The following is a 14,364-nucleotide window of genomic DNA, read 5'->3' as shown; positions in this document are numbered from 1 at the left end:
CACCGCGTCTCCGTGGAATCCGTAGCGGCGGCTTCCGGCCAGTGTGCCCGGCCGGAACGCGAGGTAGCGACGACGGGCATGCAGAAGAAGGCAGAGGCGGGGGCAACGGACCCCGGTTTCCGAGCACACGCGCGTGAGCCTCGGCAATCAGTTTGAGACAGGTCCGCGGAAAGTGAAACGCCGGGGTATTGTGACAGCCGGGAGGCTGCCATGGTGAGGGACGGCGAACGGACCGAGCTCATCGGGCGACAGGACGAGTGCAAGATCCTGGACGACCTCCTCGCGCAGGCCAGATCCGGACGCAGCGGAGTGCTCGTGGTGCGCGGTGAGGCGGGCATCGGCAAGACCGAGCTGCTGAACCACCTGCTGGACCGGGCCACCGGGTGCCGCGTCGTCAGAGCGGTCGGCGTGCAGTCCGAGATGGAGCTGTCCTACGCCGGGCTGCACCAGCTCTGCGCACCTCTCCTCTCCCACCTCGAAGGACTCCCCGAGCCGCAGCGCAACGCCCTGCGCACGGCATTCGGCATGCAGGTCGGTGAAGCTCCCGACCGGTTCCTGGTCGGCCTCGCCACATTGAGCCTGCTCGCCGCCGCCGTCGGCGACAAGCCGTTGCTGTGCCTCGTCGACGACGCGCAGTGGCTGGACCGCGTCTCGGCCCAGACGCTGGAGTTCGTCGCCCGCCGCCTGCTCGCCGAACCGGTCCTGCTGGTCCTGGCCGTCCGCGAGTCCGGCACCCGAGAGGTGCTCGCCGACCTTCCCGAGCTCGCCGTGCGCGGACTCGGCGAGCGTGACTCCCGCGAGCTGCTCGACTCGGTCGTCACCGGCCCGCTCGACCAGCGGGTACGCGACCGCATCGTCGCCGAGACGCGCGGCAACCCGCTGGCCCTGGTGGAGCTGCCGCGCGGTCTGTCCCTGCTCGAGATGGCCGGCGGGTTCGGCGTACCGGAGAGCCGCCCCCTGTCCAGCCAGATCGAGGCGGGTTTTCTGCGCCGCATCAGGTCCCTGCCGGCGCAGACGCAGCAGTTGCTGCTCATCGCCGCAACCGAACCGGTCGGTGACGTGGCCCTGCTGCGGAACGCCGCCGAACGCCTCGGCCTCGACGTGGACCGCGCCGCGACCGAGGCCGAGGCGTCGGGTCTGCTGGCCCTCGGCACCTGGGTCCGCTTCCGCCACCCACTGGTGCGCTCCGCGGCGTACCGCGCCGTCGGGTTCGAGGAACGCCGGCGCGTGCACGGAGCCCTGGCCGAGTCGATCGACGCCACGCTCTATCCCGAACGCCGTGTCTGGCACCTCGCGAGTGCCGCGACGGGCCCGGACGAGAGTGTCGCCGCCGAACTGGAGGGCTCCGCCGGGCGAGCGCACGCGCGCGGCGGTGTCGCCGCGGCCGCGGCCTTCCTGGACCGGGCCACCGAGCTGACCCCCGATCCGGCGCGTCGCGGAGCCAGAGCACTGGCCGCGGCCCGCGCGAAGTACCAGGCGGGTGCCTTCGACACGGCGCGGGAACTGGTCGACGCGGCGGAGCTGAGCCACCTCGACGAGGTCGGAGCCGGACGGGCGACCCTGCTGCGCGGACAGATCATGTCGGCGGCCATGAGCGCCAGCGCCGGACTGCCGCTGCTGCTCGAAGCGGCAAAGCGGCTCCAGCCGTTCGACTCCGCACTGGCCGACCAGACGTACCGGGACGCGATCTACGCGGCCCTGACCGCCGGCCGGCTGGCCACGGGCGGGGTCCGTGATGTCGCCGAGGCCGTGCTGAGCACGCCGGGCCACTCCGGTGACGGGACCCGGGAGACCCGCCTTCTGACCGGTCTCGCCCGGGTGGTGACCGAGGGCTACGCGGTGGGCGCACCGATCCTCCTGGACGCAGTGGCGGCGTTCCGGGAAGGGGAACTCTCCCGGGAGGACGGCCTTGGCTGGCTGCCGTTCGCGTGCCGCATGGCGCACAGCACCTGGGACTTCGACACCTGGTCGGAGCTGTCGGCACGCTTGGTCGACCTCGCCCGTGGCAACGGAGCTCTCGCCGTCCTGCCCTCCGCCCTGCTGCTGCGCCTGTCGAACCGGGTGTTCGCCGGCGACCTGCGCGGTGCCGCCTCCCTGACCGTGGAGGCGAGCGCGATCGGCGAAGCCACCGGCAGCAGTTTCTTCGCCCACTACGGCTCACTCGTCCTGGAGCCCTTCAGAGGGAGGGAGTCGGCCACCCGGCAAGCGATCGACACCCTCACCCAGGACCGACTCCTGAGCGGTGAGGGCAAGGTGACGACGGCCACCCAGTGGGCCGCCGCCGTCCTCTACAACGGCCTCGGCAGGTACGAGGAGGCCTGTGCGGCGGCCGAGCGGGGCTGCGAGAACCCCCAGGAGATGGGCCTGTCCCTCCAGTCCCGGGTCGAACTCGTCGAGGCGGCCGTGCGCCTGGGGCGAACCGAGCTGGCCACTGACGCGGTACGGACGATCGAGGAGATGGCACAGGTCAGCGGCACCCCTTGGGCGCTCGGCATCTCCGCCGCCACGCGGGCCCTGGTGAGCGAGGGAGGGACGGCCGACGCACTGCACCGGGAGGCGGTCGAGCGACTCGACGCGGCCGGGGTCCGGATGGACAGCGCCCGCGCACGGCTGCGTCACGGTGAGTGGCTGCTTCTGGAACGGCGACGGGCGCAGGCGCGTACCCGACTGAGCGAGGCACACGAGATGCTCGACGCCGCCGGGGCCGAGGCGTTCGCGGAGCGCGCCCGGCGGGAGTTGAAGGCCGCCGGCGTCAAGGTGCGCGGCCGGGCCACGGCGGAGACCGCGGTCCTCACCGCCAAGGAGGTCGAGATCGCGCGGCTCGTTCAGGGCGGCTTCACCAATCCGGAGATCGGCGCGCGGCTCTTCCTCAGCCCGCACACGGTCGAATGGCATCTGCGCAAGGTCTTCGCCAAACTCGGCGTCTCCTCCCGCAAGGAGATCGGCTCGGTGCGGTTGGAGGCGATGGCGGCCACGTCCTGACCCGTCCGACGAAGCAGGCTCAGACGGGCGACGCCTCCGGTTCCGCCAGCAGCGCGGGCACCGTGACGATCTTCGCCTCCCGGGACAGCAGACGGTGGACGGGACACCGCCCGGCCGCGGCCAGCAACTGCTCCCGCTGTGCCGGCTCCAGGGCGCCGGTCAGCCCGACGTTCTTCACGATGGCACCCTGCTTCCCGAACCGCACGGCCACGTCGACCCGCTCCAGTGGCCACTCGTGCCGGTCCGCCAGGGCCCGAACGGCCATGGAGGTGCAGGACCCCAGTGCGGCCAGCAGCAGTTCGCCCGGGGTGGGTCCCTGGTCGGCGCCGATGGGCTCGGGCTCGTCGGCGGTCAGGTGGTGCGTGCCGATCGAGACGGAACGGGTGAGCCGTCCGCCCTCGGCGACGGTGACGATGCGCGTGGTCATGGGTCTTCCTCTCGGCCGGGTACGGGGACCGGGTCAGGGTTCGGCAGGTCCCCCTTCCGCAGTGACCGAGCGGCGCGGGCGCCTGTGACAGTCGGCCGGTAAGGGGGTGTCACAGATGGGGCGCGTCTCCTGTCACCAGGGTGCAGAGCAAGAACCATGTCGGCGGGAAAGAGGCAGCACATGCGGGTGGCCGTGGCCGGGGGGACCGGTCTGGTGGGCACATACGTGGTATCGGGGTTGCGAGCCGCGGGGCACACGCCCGTGGTCCTCGCCCGTTCGCACGGTGTGGATCTCACCACCGGTGAGGGTCTGGCCGGGAAACTGTCCGGCAGCGACGCGGTGATCGACGTGACGAACATCGTCACCACGAGAAGGAAGACCGCCGTCGACTTCTTCTCCCGGACGACCGGCCACCTGATCTCCGCCGCGCACGCCCAGGGCGTCGCGCATCTGGTCACCCTGTCGATCGTCGGCAGCGACGAGGTCGACTTCGGGTACTACTTCGGCAAGCGCGCCCAGGAGGAACTGGTCCGCGACGGTGGCGTGCCGTGGACGGTGGTGCGCGCCACCCAGTTCTTCGAGTTCCCGGACCCGCTGCTGAACAACGCGTCACCGGTGGTCGTGGTGCCGAGAATGCTGACCCGGCCCGTCGCCGCCCAGGACGTCGCCGAGACGCTCGTCGGACATGTCGCCGGGGGACCGGCGGGTATGGCGCCCGAGATCGCGGGGCCCGACGAGCTGGACATGGTGGATATGGCGCGTCGCCTCGCGCGGGCGCGTGGACGTCGCCGCCTCGTCGTTCCGGTGACGCTGCCGGGCAAGGTCGGCAGGGCCATGACCACGGGCGGCCTGCTGCCCCGCGGGGAGTACCTGCGCGGCCACCGGACCTTCGACGCCCACCTCGCCTCCCTCCGGGCGTCCTGACACCCGGTCGGGCCGCGGCGGTCACAGGACCGTGCCCAGCATGCGCCGGGAGGTGATGCCCAACTTGGCGTACACCTTGCGCAAATGCCATTCCACGGTGTGCGGGCTCAGGAACAACTGGGCGCCGATCTCGGAGTTGGTGAGCCCGTCCCGGGCCAGGCGGGCGATCTGGCTCTCCTGAGGGGTGAGCGACGCCACGGCCGCGGCGTCGCGGCGGGCCACCGTCTCGCCGGTGGCCCGCAGTTCGCGGACCGCGCGTTCGGCGAACGCCTGCGCGCCGAACCGGGTGAACAGGGCGTGGGCCATCCGCAACTGCGCACGGGCGTCGGCCCGCCGGCCCTCCCGCCGCAGCCACTCCCCGTACAGCAGACGCGCCCGGGCCGTCTCCATGGCGGCCTGGGTGCGACCGAGCCGCTCGATCGCCTCCCGGAACAGCGCGTCGGCCGCCGTTCCTACGCTGAGCAGGGCGCGGCAGCGCGTCTGGACGCCCAGTGCCCAGTCCGTGCCGGCGGCGTCCGTGTCCCGGGCCAACCGGACCAGTGCCCCCTCGGCCACGTCGAGGTGGCCGCTGCGCACCCCGGCCTCCACCAGCTCGACCAGCCCCCAGCCGGCCGCGATCAGGTCCTGCGGATGCGCGCTCGCCCGACGGGCGGCGTCCAGCGCCTCCTCGTACCGGCCCAGGCCGTTGAGGAGCACGGCCCGGGCCCGGCATGCGACGGCCACCCCGATGCCCTCACCGCGGCCGACGGCCTCCTCCGTGCCGGCCTCGATCAACTGTGTGGCCTCGCTGGGGTGCCCCTGCCAGGCGGCGAGCGTCATCGTGCCGTACGGCGCGAAGCCGCTGTCGACCGCCTCCTGAACCCGGCGGGTCTCCGCGACGAGCAGCGCCGCCGCGTCCAGTTCACCGGCGGTCGTGTGGACGACCACCCTCGAATTGAGCGCGAGCGGCAATTCGGTCAGCGCACCGACGGCACGGGCCGTGCGCACGTGCCGGGTGACCAGCTCCGTCCAGCCCTCGTGGTCCCACATCTCGGCGGCCAGCGTCGAAGCCGCCCACGACCAGCGCAGCACCTCGTCGGGTCCGGCCTCCCGGCGGAACGCGCGTACCGCCTCGCGCGAGACGGCGACCGCGTCGCTGTAGCCGTCCAGGAAACGGGTGGTGAGGGCGTCCAGCAGCAGGTCGGCGGGGCGCGGCGGATCCGTGCCGGGGAGGATCGTCCCGCGTGCGGCCGCCGCCACCTCGCGCACGTGCGCGTCGGAGGCGAGGCGCCCGGCGAACATGGCGGCCGACAGGGTGTCCAGGAAGGTCTCGCGGGCCAGGCCCGGATCGAGCGGGACCAGGCGCCGCGCGGTGGCCAGCAGCCGGGGGAGTGCTTCGTCGACGCGGTGGGAGGCGAAGGTGATCCGGGCCTCGACCAGATCCGCACGGGCCCGGCCGAGTCCGTCCAGCGTGCCGGCCCGTGCCAGCTCCAGCAGGTCGCGCGCCGCGGCGGGCGCACCGGCGCGCAGCTTCGCCTGCGCCGCGGCGAGGGCACGCGTCGCCTTGCGCCGCGGGTGCGGCGTCAGTACGGCCGCGTGGGCGAGGAACGCGGCCGCCGCGGCGGTACCGCCCCGCGCCCGCGCACGTTCGGCCGACGACTCCAGCTCCGCGGCGACGGCCTCGTCCGGCCGGACCGTGGCCCGCGCGAGGTGCCAGGCCCGGCGGTCGGGGTCGAGGCCGGGGTCCGTCGCTTCGGCCAGTACCCGGTGCACCTCACGCAGCTCCGCGAGTCCGGCCGACCGGTAGACCGCGGAGCGCAGCAGAGGATGCCGGAACCGCACCAGCGTGCCGACGTCGAGCAGCCCCGCCGTCACCGCCGGCTCCAGGGCGTCGGAGGAGATGCCCAGTCGCTCGACGGCGCTTCTGAGCAGCGACACGTCACCGACCGGCTCGGCGGCGGCCGCCAGCAGCAGGCGCCGCGTCGGCTCCGGGAGCGAGTGGACCCGCGCGAGGTAGCTCCGCTCGATACGGCCGGTCACTCTCCCGGGGCCGTGCGGAGCTGACCCCTCGACGGCTTCCGCGTCGACGCGGCCGTGGGGGAGTTCCAGCAGCGCGAGGGGATTGCCGCGCGCCTCGGCGAGGACGCGGTCGCGGATCCGCTCGTCCATCGGGCCTTCGGCGCTCGTGTCCAGCAGTGCGCGGGCGTCGGTGTCGTCCAGACCGTGCAGCGTCAGCTCGGGCAGACCGGCCAGCTCGTCGCGTCCCCGCTGCTCTCGGGTGGCGAAGACCAGCGCCAGGGGTTCGGCGAGCATTCTTCGCGCCACGAACGCCAGCGTCTGCGCGGAGACCCGGTCGAGCCACTGGGCGTCGTCCACGAGGCAGAACAACGGTTGCCGGGCGGCCACGTCGGTGAGCAGTCCGAGCACGGCCAGACCTACCAGGAACCTGTCCGGAGGCGGCCCCGCGCTCATCCCGAACGCCGTGGCCAGCGCTGCCGCCTGTGGCGGCGGGAGGGAACCCGCGTGTCCGAGGAAGGGCGCGCACAACTGGTGCAGTCCCGCGAACGGAAGCTCCATCTCCGACTCGGCTCCCGCCCCCCGGGCGACCCGGTGCGCGGTGACGCGTGCCGCCAGGTGATCCAGGAGGGCGGACTTCCCGATGCCGGCGTCGCCGCGCAGTACCAGCACCGCGCTGCGGCCGGCCTCCACCTCCGAGAGCAGTCCGTCCAGCACCTCGTACTCACGGCGCCGACCACGCAGCCGCTCCGGACCGTCCCCGCTCACGCAGCCCCCCACACGCGGCGAGCATAACAACACGGCGTGCGGCCGGAGCCGGGGCGGTTTCCGTGGCCGTCTCCCGCGGCGACTGTCACAGAACGGAGAGCCGTCCCATCAAGAGAGCAGAACGCTTTCTTGCTGCTCGCGCGGGTGTTCAGGTGCAGGACCCGTGCGGTACGGCAGCCGGAGCCGAGAGGGGACGACCTGACATGTTGATCGCAATGGACCGTGTCAGCCCTTCGGGCACCGCGGAGACGGCGGCCCTCGGGTTCGCACAGCCGGAGATGTGGCTGGTCGGCGTGCCGTACCGGCCCACCGCTTCCCGTGTGGTCTGGATGTACTACGTGGTGGACGAGGCCGGCGACGTCTCCGGAGCGGTACGGGCCACCCTGGCGCGTGCCAACAGTGCCCCGGAGAGGCAGGCGCGGGGCGGCGAGTCCATCATGGCGGACGACCTGGAGGTACGCAGAATCGTGCTGGACTCCCTTGGGCACCTGTCCCTGGACGGCCCTGGTGACCTGTCGGCCGCGCCCGCCCGGTGCGGGCCGGGAGCGGCGGGTGCCGCCTCGTGCCGCGGCCGGGGCGTCCCGGGGCAGTGCCGCGCACACCGTCCTGTGAGCCGGATCATGGGCACGGGAGGGCATGGATGTCCCGTGCCGCGCGGTGTTCGCTGGGCGACATGAACGAAAGCCCCAGGACTCCTTTCCCGACTCCCTCCCACTGGATCGACGGCCACGCCGTCGCCGGCTCCGGACCGGTGATCGACGTGGTGAACCCCGCCGACGAATCGGTCATCGCCCATCTGCACGAGGCCACCGCCGGCGACGTGGACACGGCGGTCGACGCCGCGGTCGCCGCCTTCCCCGGATGGGCCGCGACGCCCCCGCGGCACCGGGCGGACGTCATGCGACGACTGGCCGAGGGCCTGCAGGAACGAGGGGAGGAACTGGCGGCCACCATCACCTTGGAGATGGGCGCCCCCATCGCCTTCTCCCGGCAGGCGCAGGTCGGATTCCCGGTCGCGTCCACCCTGGCCGCGATCGCCGCGGCCGAGCGGTTCGAGTGGAGCGAGACGGTCGAGAACTCGCTCGTCGTCCGCGAGCCCGTCGGAGTGGTGGGCGCCATCACCCCGTGGAACTTCCCGCTGCAGCAGCTGGTGACGAAGGTGGTCCCGGCGATGCTGGCGGGCAACACTGTCGTCCTCAAGCCCTCGGAGATGTCTCCCCTCAGCGCCCGGATGTTCGCGGAGATCGCCACGGAGGCGGGGCTCCCGAACGGTGTGTTCAACGTGGTGCAGGGCAGCGGCCCGGTCGTCGGTGAGGCCCTGTCCCGCCACCCGAGGATCGACATGATCTCCTTCACCGGATCCACCCGCGCAGGCAAGAGCGTCTCGGTCGCCGCCTCCGGCACGGTGAAGCGGGTCGCACTCGAACTGGGCGGCAAGGCGGCCCACATCATCCTGCCCGAGGCCGACCTCGACTCGGCCGTCGCCCGCGGACTCGCCTTCGCCTGGGCCAACGCCGGCCAGGCCTGCGGTGCCTACGTGCGCATGCTCGTGCCCGCGGACCTTCAGGAGACTGTGGTCGACAGGCTCCGGACCGCTGCCCAGGAGTACGTGGTCGGTGATCCGACCGCAGAAGCCACGCGGATCGGACCACTCGCCTCGGAGACCCAGCGCCGACGCGTCGACGACTACATCCGGCGCGGCATCGCCGACGGCGCCACCCTCGTGACGGGCGGCCCTGGCCGACCCGAGGGATTCGAGACCGGCGCCTATGTCAGGCCCACGATCTTCTCCGACGTCGCCCCGGAGTCGGTCATCGCCCAGGAGGAGATCTTCGGCCCCGTCCTCGTCGTCATCCCCTACACCGACGACGAACACGCCGTCGAGATCGCCAATGGCACGATCTACGGCCTCAACGCTGCGGTGACCGGGGACGAGGACCATGCCATGGCGATCGCCAAGCGCCTGCGTGTCGGCCAAATCGACGTCAACGGCGGCCAGCACAACTTCCAGGCACCGTTCGGCGGGTACAAGCAGTCCGGCAACGGCCGGGAGATGGGCCGTGCGGGCCTCGAGGAGTTCCTGGAGACCAAGGCGATCACACGCTGACGCACCGCGCCACCGTGTCCGCGTACAACACACTGTTCGCCGGGAATGACGCACCCCGGACACGTCGTTCACGTCTTGAACCACCGAAGGGACGACCATGGCAGACCGCGCGGCGCTGGCCGCTTTCCTGCGGGCACGCCGCGAGGCTCTGCAGCCCGAGGACGTCGGGTTGCCTCGCGGCCGCCGCAGGCGTACAGGAGGACTGCGCCGGGAGGAGGTCGCGGCCCTGTGCGACATGTCGGTGGACTACTACAGCCGGCTGGAACAGCCGCGGGGCCCGCATCCCTCGGAGCAGATGCTCACAGCGATGGCCCGCGGCCTGCGTCTGTCACTGGAGGAACGCGATCTCCTCTTCCGACTAGCCGGTCACGCCCTGCCGCGCTGTGTGCGACGCGGCGATCACGTAGCCCCCGGGATGATGCGCATCCTGGACCGGCTGGAGGACACTCCCGCACAGGTGATGAACCACCTGGGCGAGACGCTGAGCCAGACCCGTCCCGCGGCGGCGCTGCTGGGTGACCAGACGGCCCACACGGGGCTGGCCCGCAGTTCCCACTACCGCTGGTTCACGGACCCCGCCGCCCGCCTGGTCCACCCCGCGAGCGATCACGCCGAGCAGAGCCGTCTCATGGTGGCCGACCTCCACAGCGCCTACTCCCTCGACGGGGGCGACTCCGGTGCCGCAGCGCTCGTGGACGCGCTGAACCGGGAGAGTCCGGAGTTCGCCGGCCTGTGGCGGCAGCGCCCCGTGCTGGGACCGTACTGCGCCTCCAAGCGCTTCGTGCACCCCCAGGTCGGAACACTCGAACTGCACTGCCAGACGCTGATCGATCCCGACCACGGGCAGCGGCTCGTGGTCTACACCGCGACACCCGGGACGGAGAGCCACACCAACCTCCGGCTGCTGTCCCTGCTGCCGGTCATGTGACGGTGCGGCTCTCGCGCCTGCCGGGGGTCAGGCCCAGTCGAGGGCGTGGTCGTGGGTGAGCCTGGGCATGCGGTCGAACGCCGGAGGTCCGGCCGGGTGGCCGATGTTGACGACGAGGATGGAGCGCCAGTCGTTCCCGGCGAAGAACTCCTTGTCGATCCCGGCCCGGTCGAAGCCGGCCATCGGGCCCGCGGCCAGGCCGAGGGCACGGACGGCGAGGATGAAGTATCCGGCCTGAAGGGGTCCGTTGAACGACGTGATGGCCTCACGCTGGGCGGGTTCGCCCTCGAAGAACTCCTTCATCTCCGGGCGGATGGGCAGCACGTGCGGGATGTGCTCGTGGAAGCGGTCGTCGACGGCGAGCACCGCGACGACGGGCGCGGAGGCGGATTTCGGGCGGTTCCCCTCGTCGAGGTGGGGCAGCAGGCGCTCCTTGCCCTCGGCCGTGCGGACGTACAGGACGCGCAGCGGCTGGGTGTTCGCCGCGGTCGGTGCCCAGCGCGCGAGCTCCCAGATGCTGGTGAGTGTCGCGTCGTCGACCGGCGTGTCGGCGAAGGAGTAAGCGGTGCGGGCGTCGGTGAAGAGCGCGGCGCCGGCCTCGGCGGGGATGCGGGGGAGAGGTCCGGAAACGGACATGGGGGTGCTCCTGGCTCGATGTGCTCGTTATGAGGGAGTGGCTACGATAATCCGGGTCACTAGGAAAAACGTAGCGACCTTCGGCAGAGTAGCACCCGGTTACCCTGAGGGCATGGAGAAGGCGAAGGGCACTCGATCGGCCGACGCGGACGGCTCGGAGGCGGGGCAGCACCATCCGGCGGCTTGTGACGGTGCGCTGAGCAAGGCGTTCAGCTTTCTCGGCAAGCGGTGGAACGGCGTCATCCTGGCCACCCTCCAGCACGGACCCCTGGGCTTCGCCGAGCTGCGGCGGGCGGTGGAGGGCATCAGTGACTCGGTTCTCTCGGAACGGCTTTCCGAGCTGTCCGCCGCCGGTCTTGCGTACCGCGAGGTGGAGCCCGGCCCGCCCGTCACGGTGCGCTACCGCCTCACTCCGGACGGGACGGCTCTGATGCCCATCCTCAGCGAACTGGCCGGATGGGCGTCCCGGCATCTCCCGGACGCGCCGGTCGCCCGGCGCGGCGGCCGTGGTTGAGGCCGTCGCCGTCTCCGTCGTACGAGAGGGGCGACCGGTTTGCGGGGTCCCGTGTGACAACCTTGGCACCATCTCTCATGTGGAGTGTGTCACAAGGTCTGGACACAAGGTGTGCTCTGTGCTCCGGGTATCGTGAAGGTGATTGCTCCCGGCATTCGATGCGGGAGATCGCCGTCCCCGGAGCACCTGAGGAGCCAAGCGCATGATCGCCAGCCCGCTTCCGGACCTGGTCGGCCGGCACCGCGAGTGCGAGGCTCTCGACGATCTACTGGCAGACCTGCGTGGAGGCGGGTCCCGTGTGCTGGTGCTCCGCGGCGAAGCGGGCATCGGGAAGACGGTGCTTCTGGAGTACCTGGCCGCGCAGGCGTCACGGACGAAGGTGTCCCGGGCGCAGGGCATCGAGGCGGACATGGAGCTGCCCTACGCGAGCCTGCACCAACTGTGCGCGCCGTTCCTCGACGAGCTGGACGGCCTGCCGGCACCCCAACGGGAAGCCCTGCGTGTGGCGTTCGGCATGGCGGCCGGTGATCCGCCCGACCGCTTCCTGGTCGGCCTCGCCGTGCTCACGCTGCTCACCCGTGCCTCGGAGGCGCGACCGGTGCTCGTCCTGATCGACGACGCGCAGTGGCTGGACCAGGTGTCCCTGCAGACGCTGGAGTTCGTCGCGAGGAGGCTGCTCGCCGAGGCGGTCGCGATGGTGTTCGCGGTGCGCGACCCGGAAGGGCAGAAGGCGCTGACCGGTCTGCCGGCCCTGCGCATCGGCGGCCTCGAAACCACCGCCGCGGGGGAACTCCTGGAAACCGCCGTCGGCGGGCGACTGGAGAAGCGGATCCGCGACCGGTTCGTGGCCGAGATGCACGGCAACCCGCTCGCTCTGCTGGAGTTCTCCCGAGGCCGCAGTGCCGCCGAACTGGCTTACGGCCTGGACTCGTCCGGTCAACCGATCGTCCAGGGCCCGGTCGCGAGCCGGATCGAGCGGGACTTCGCCCAGCGGCTCACGTCGCTGCCGGAGGCGACGCGGACGCTGCTGCTGATCGCCGCGGCGGAACCGGTCGGTGACGCCCGGCTGTTGGCACGCGCGGCCGCCACGCTCAAGATCACCCCCTTCGCCGCCCCGGCCAAGGTCGCCGGCCTGATCGAGCTGGGCGAGTCCGTCCGGTTCCGGCATCCGCTGGTGCGTTCGGCGGTCTACCACCAAGCCCCACCCGAAGCACGCCGATCGGTTCACCGGGCACTGGCCGCCGCCACGGACCCGCTCCTGGACCCCGACCGGCGGGCCTGGCACGCCGCCCAGGCCGCGGACGGACCGGACGAGGAGGTCGCCGCGGGACTGGAACGAGCGGCCGGCCGCGCCCGGCAACGCGGCGGCATCGCGGCCGAGGCGGTACTGCTGGAACGCGCCGCCGAGGTGACTCCGGACCGCCGGTCGCGAGGGCGCCGCGCCCTGGCGGCAGCGGAGGCGCACTTCTCGGCAGCTGCGCCCGACCGGGCCACGGAGCTGGCCACGGTGGCCGAACTGTGCCCCCTGGGCACACTGGACCGCGCTCGCCTGGCGCGGCTGCGGGCCAGGATCCTCTTCGCCCGCAGCCGCAGCGACGAGGCGGCACCCCTGCTCCTCGACGCGGCCGCGCAGTTCACCGCCGCCGGTTCTCCGCTGGCGCGAGAGACGTATCTGGAGGCGATCAGCGCCACCATCTTCGCGGGCCGCGTACACGGCCCCGCCGGGGCCCGCGCCGCCGCGGTCGCCGCCCGCGCGTCCGGCGCACCCCCTTCCGGCTCCGGGGCCGCCGACCTGCTCCTGGACGGTGTGGCCGCGCTCCTCACGGACGGTTGCGAGACCGGTGTGCCGGCGCTGCGCGGCGCCCTGGAACTGCTGGCCACCGAAGAACTGCCCACCCGGGAGGCCACCGTGCGGTGGCTCCTGCTCGTGCCGGTGGCGCTGGAGGCGTTCATCCACTACGCCTGGGACCTGCACGCGTGGGACACACTGTCCAATCGCGCGGTGCGCCTGGCCCGTGACATCGGCGCGCTCGGCGCACTGCCGCCGGCCCTCGTCTACGCCGGTGGAGTGCACATCCACTACGGCGACTTCACCGAGGCGGACAGGATGATCGACGAGGCCGACGCCCTGGCCGCCGCGACCGGTCACGCGCCGCACAAGTACGCCACGTTGGTCCTGGCCGCATGGCGGGGCGAGGCGGACGTCGCCTCCGGGATCATCGAGGAGGCCAGGCGGCGGGCCGACCAGCGGGGCGAGGTGTCCCTGCTGGGTGCCATGGGCTACATCCAGGGAGTGCTGTACAACGGCCTGGCACGGTACGAGGAGGCCCTGGAGGCCGCGCGTAGCGGCATCGAGCACGACGGGTTCAACTTCGCCGGTCTGTCACTGATCGAACACATCGAGGCCGCCACCCGGTGCGGTGAGCTGGAACAGGCCAGGGCTTCACTGGAGCGGCTGGTCGGTCTCACCCGCGCGACCGACTCCGGCTGGGCCGGCGGCGCCGCAGCGCGTAGCCAGGCCCTCCTCGCCGACGGCGAGGAGGCCGACCGTCTCTACCGTGCGGCGATCGTGGAGTTCGAGCGCGGCGGTGTCACCGTGGAGGTGGCCCGTAGCCACCTGCTGTACGGCGAGTGGCTGCGCCGCACCCACCAGCGATCGCTGGCCCGCGAGCACCTGCGTACGGCTCACGAGATGTTCGACGGCATGCGGGCGCACGCCTTCGCCGAGCGGGCCCGCCGCGAGTTGCTCGCCACCGGGGAGCATGTCCGGGTGCGGGAGGCCGCGGTGACCAGCGAGCTCACTCCTCAGGAGTCGCAGGTGGCCACGCTCGCCGCGGGCGGCATGACGAACGCGAAGATCGGGGCGGAGCTGTTCATCAGCCCGCACACCGTGGAGTGGCACCTGCGCAAGGTGTACACGAAGCTCGGGATCAATTCCCGCCGCGCGCTGCCCGGTGCCCTGGCGAGCACCCCGCCCACGGAGCGGGACGACGAGGGCTTGGTGCGTGCGGGCTGAGTCCGTAGTCCCCTGGCCCCCAGGGCCCCACGGACTCGACTACGGACAACAAGGGCGCGACGGGGGG

Annotated in this window: 10 protein-coding genes; 7 read left to right on the top strand and 3 right to left on the bottom strand. The window is 72.3% G+C overall.

Annotation, left to right across the window (positions count from 1 at the left end; translation table 11 throughout):
• The first annotated feature begins 210 nt into the window (after positions 1-210).
• The gene (locus tag ACGF3J_RS25010; RefSeq protein ID WP_161328150.1) at positions 211-2,982 is read left to right on the top strand and encodes an AAA family ATPase; all 2,772 of its coding nucleotides are present in this window, start codon (positions 211-213) and stop codon (positions 2,980-2,982) included.
• Between the two features lie 19 nt (positions 2,983-3,001).
• Here ACGF3J_RS25010 and ACGF3J_RS25005 read toward each other — a convergent pair whose 3' ends face one another.
• A complete protein-coding gene (locus tag ACGF3J_RS25005; RefSeq protein ID WP_161328151.1) occupies positions 3,002-3,409 on the bottom strand; it encodes an OsmC family protein in 408 nt (135 codons plus the stop codon).
• A gap of 180 nt (positions 3,410-3,589) precedes the next feature.
• Between ACGF3J_RS25005 and ACGF3J_RS25000 the strand changes: the two genes are divergently transcribed.
• Positions 3,590-4,333, top strand: a complete 744-nt coding sequence (locus tag ACGF3J_RS25000) for an SDR family oxidoreductase (RefSeq protein ID WP_161328152.1) — start codon at positions 3,590-3,592, stop codon at positions 4,331-4,333.
• A 21-nt stretch (positions 4,334-4,354) separates the two neighbouring features.
• On the opposite strand, the gene ACGF3J_RS24995 is transcribed toward ACGF3J_RS25000, so the two are convergent.
• The gene (locus tag ACGF3J_RS24995; protein WP_393854873.1) at positions 4,355-7,096 is read right to left on the bottom strand and encodes an ATP-binding protein; all 2,742 of its coding nucleotides are present in this window, start codon (positions 7,094-7,096) and stop codon (positions 4,355-4,357) included.
• 203 nt (positions 7,097-7,299) lie between these two features.
• Here ACGF3J_RS24995 and ACGF3J_RS24990 point away from each other — a divergent pair, with 203 nt between their 5' ends.
• The 3 genes from ACGF3J_RS24990 (at position 7,300) to ACGF3J_RS24980 (ending at position 10,131) form a co-directional block, all read left to right on the top strand.
• Positions 7,300-7,773 carry a hypothetical protein gene (locus ACGF3J_RS24990; RefSeq protein ID WP_393854872.1) on the top strand — a complete coding sequence of 158 codons (474 nt, stop codon included), beginning with the start codon at positions 7,300-7,302 and terminating at the stop codon, positions 7,771-7,773.
• Entirely contained in the window at positions 7,737-9,203 is a 1,467-nt protein-coding gene (locus ACGF3J_RS24985; protein WP_161332407.1) for an aldehyde dehydrogenase family protein, read from the top strand. The genes ACGF3J_RS24990 and ACGF3J_RS24985 overlap by 37 nt, the downstream gene beginning before the upstream one ends.
• Positions 9,204-9,300: 97 nt before the next feature.
• Positions 9,301-10,131 carry a helix-turn-helix transcriptional regulator gene (locus ACGF3J_RS24980; RefSeq protein ID WP_161332408.1) on the top strand — a complete coding sequence of 277 codons (831 nt, stop codon included), beginning with the start codon at positions 9,301-9,303 and terminating at the stop codon, positions 10,129-10,131.
• A 27-nt stretch (positions 10,132-10,158) separates the two neighbouring features.
• Here ACGF3J_RS24980 and ACGF3J_RS24975 read toward each other — a convergent pair whose 3' ends face one another.
• Positions 10,159-10,767: a malonic semialdehyde reductase gene (locus ACGF3J_RS24975; RefSeq protein ID WP_161332409.1), complete on the bottom strand. Its 609-nt coding sequence runs from the start codon at positions 10,765-10,767 to the stop codon at positions 10,159-10,161.
• Between the two features lie 112 nt (positions 10,768-10,879).
• Here ACGF3J_RS24975 and ACGF3J_RS24970 point away from each other — a divergent pair, with 112 nt between their 5' ends.
• Positions 10,880-11,281, top strand: a complete 402-nt coding sequence (locus ACGF3J_RS24970) for a helix-turn-helix domain-containing protein (protein ID WP_161332410.1) — start codon at positions 10,880-10,882, stop codon at positions 11,279-11,281.
• Between the two features lie 202 nt (positions 11,282-11,483).
• Positions 11,484-14,297: an AAA family ATPase gene (locus tag ACGF3J_RS24965; RefSeq protein ID WP_393854871.1), complete on the top strand. Its 2,814-nt coding sequence runs from the start codon at positions 11,484-11,486 to the stop codon at positions 14,295-14,297.
• Positions 14,298-14,364 lie beyond the last annotated feature (67 nt).

The sequence above is a fragment of the Streptomyces sp. NPDC048171 genome, from assembly GCF_043202655.1.
Lineage (GTDB): Bacteria > Actinomycetota > Actinomycetes > Streptomycetales > Streptomycetaceae > Streptomyces.
This window is presented reverse-complemented; position numbering and strand designations above follow the sequence as displayed.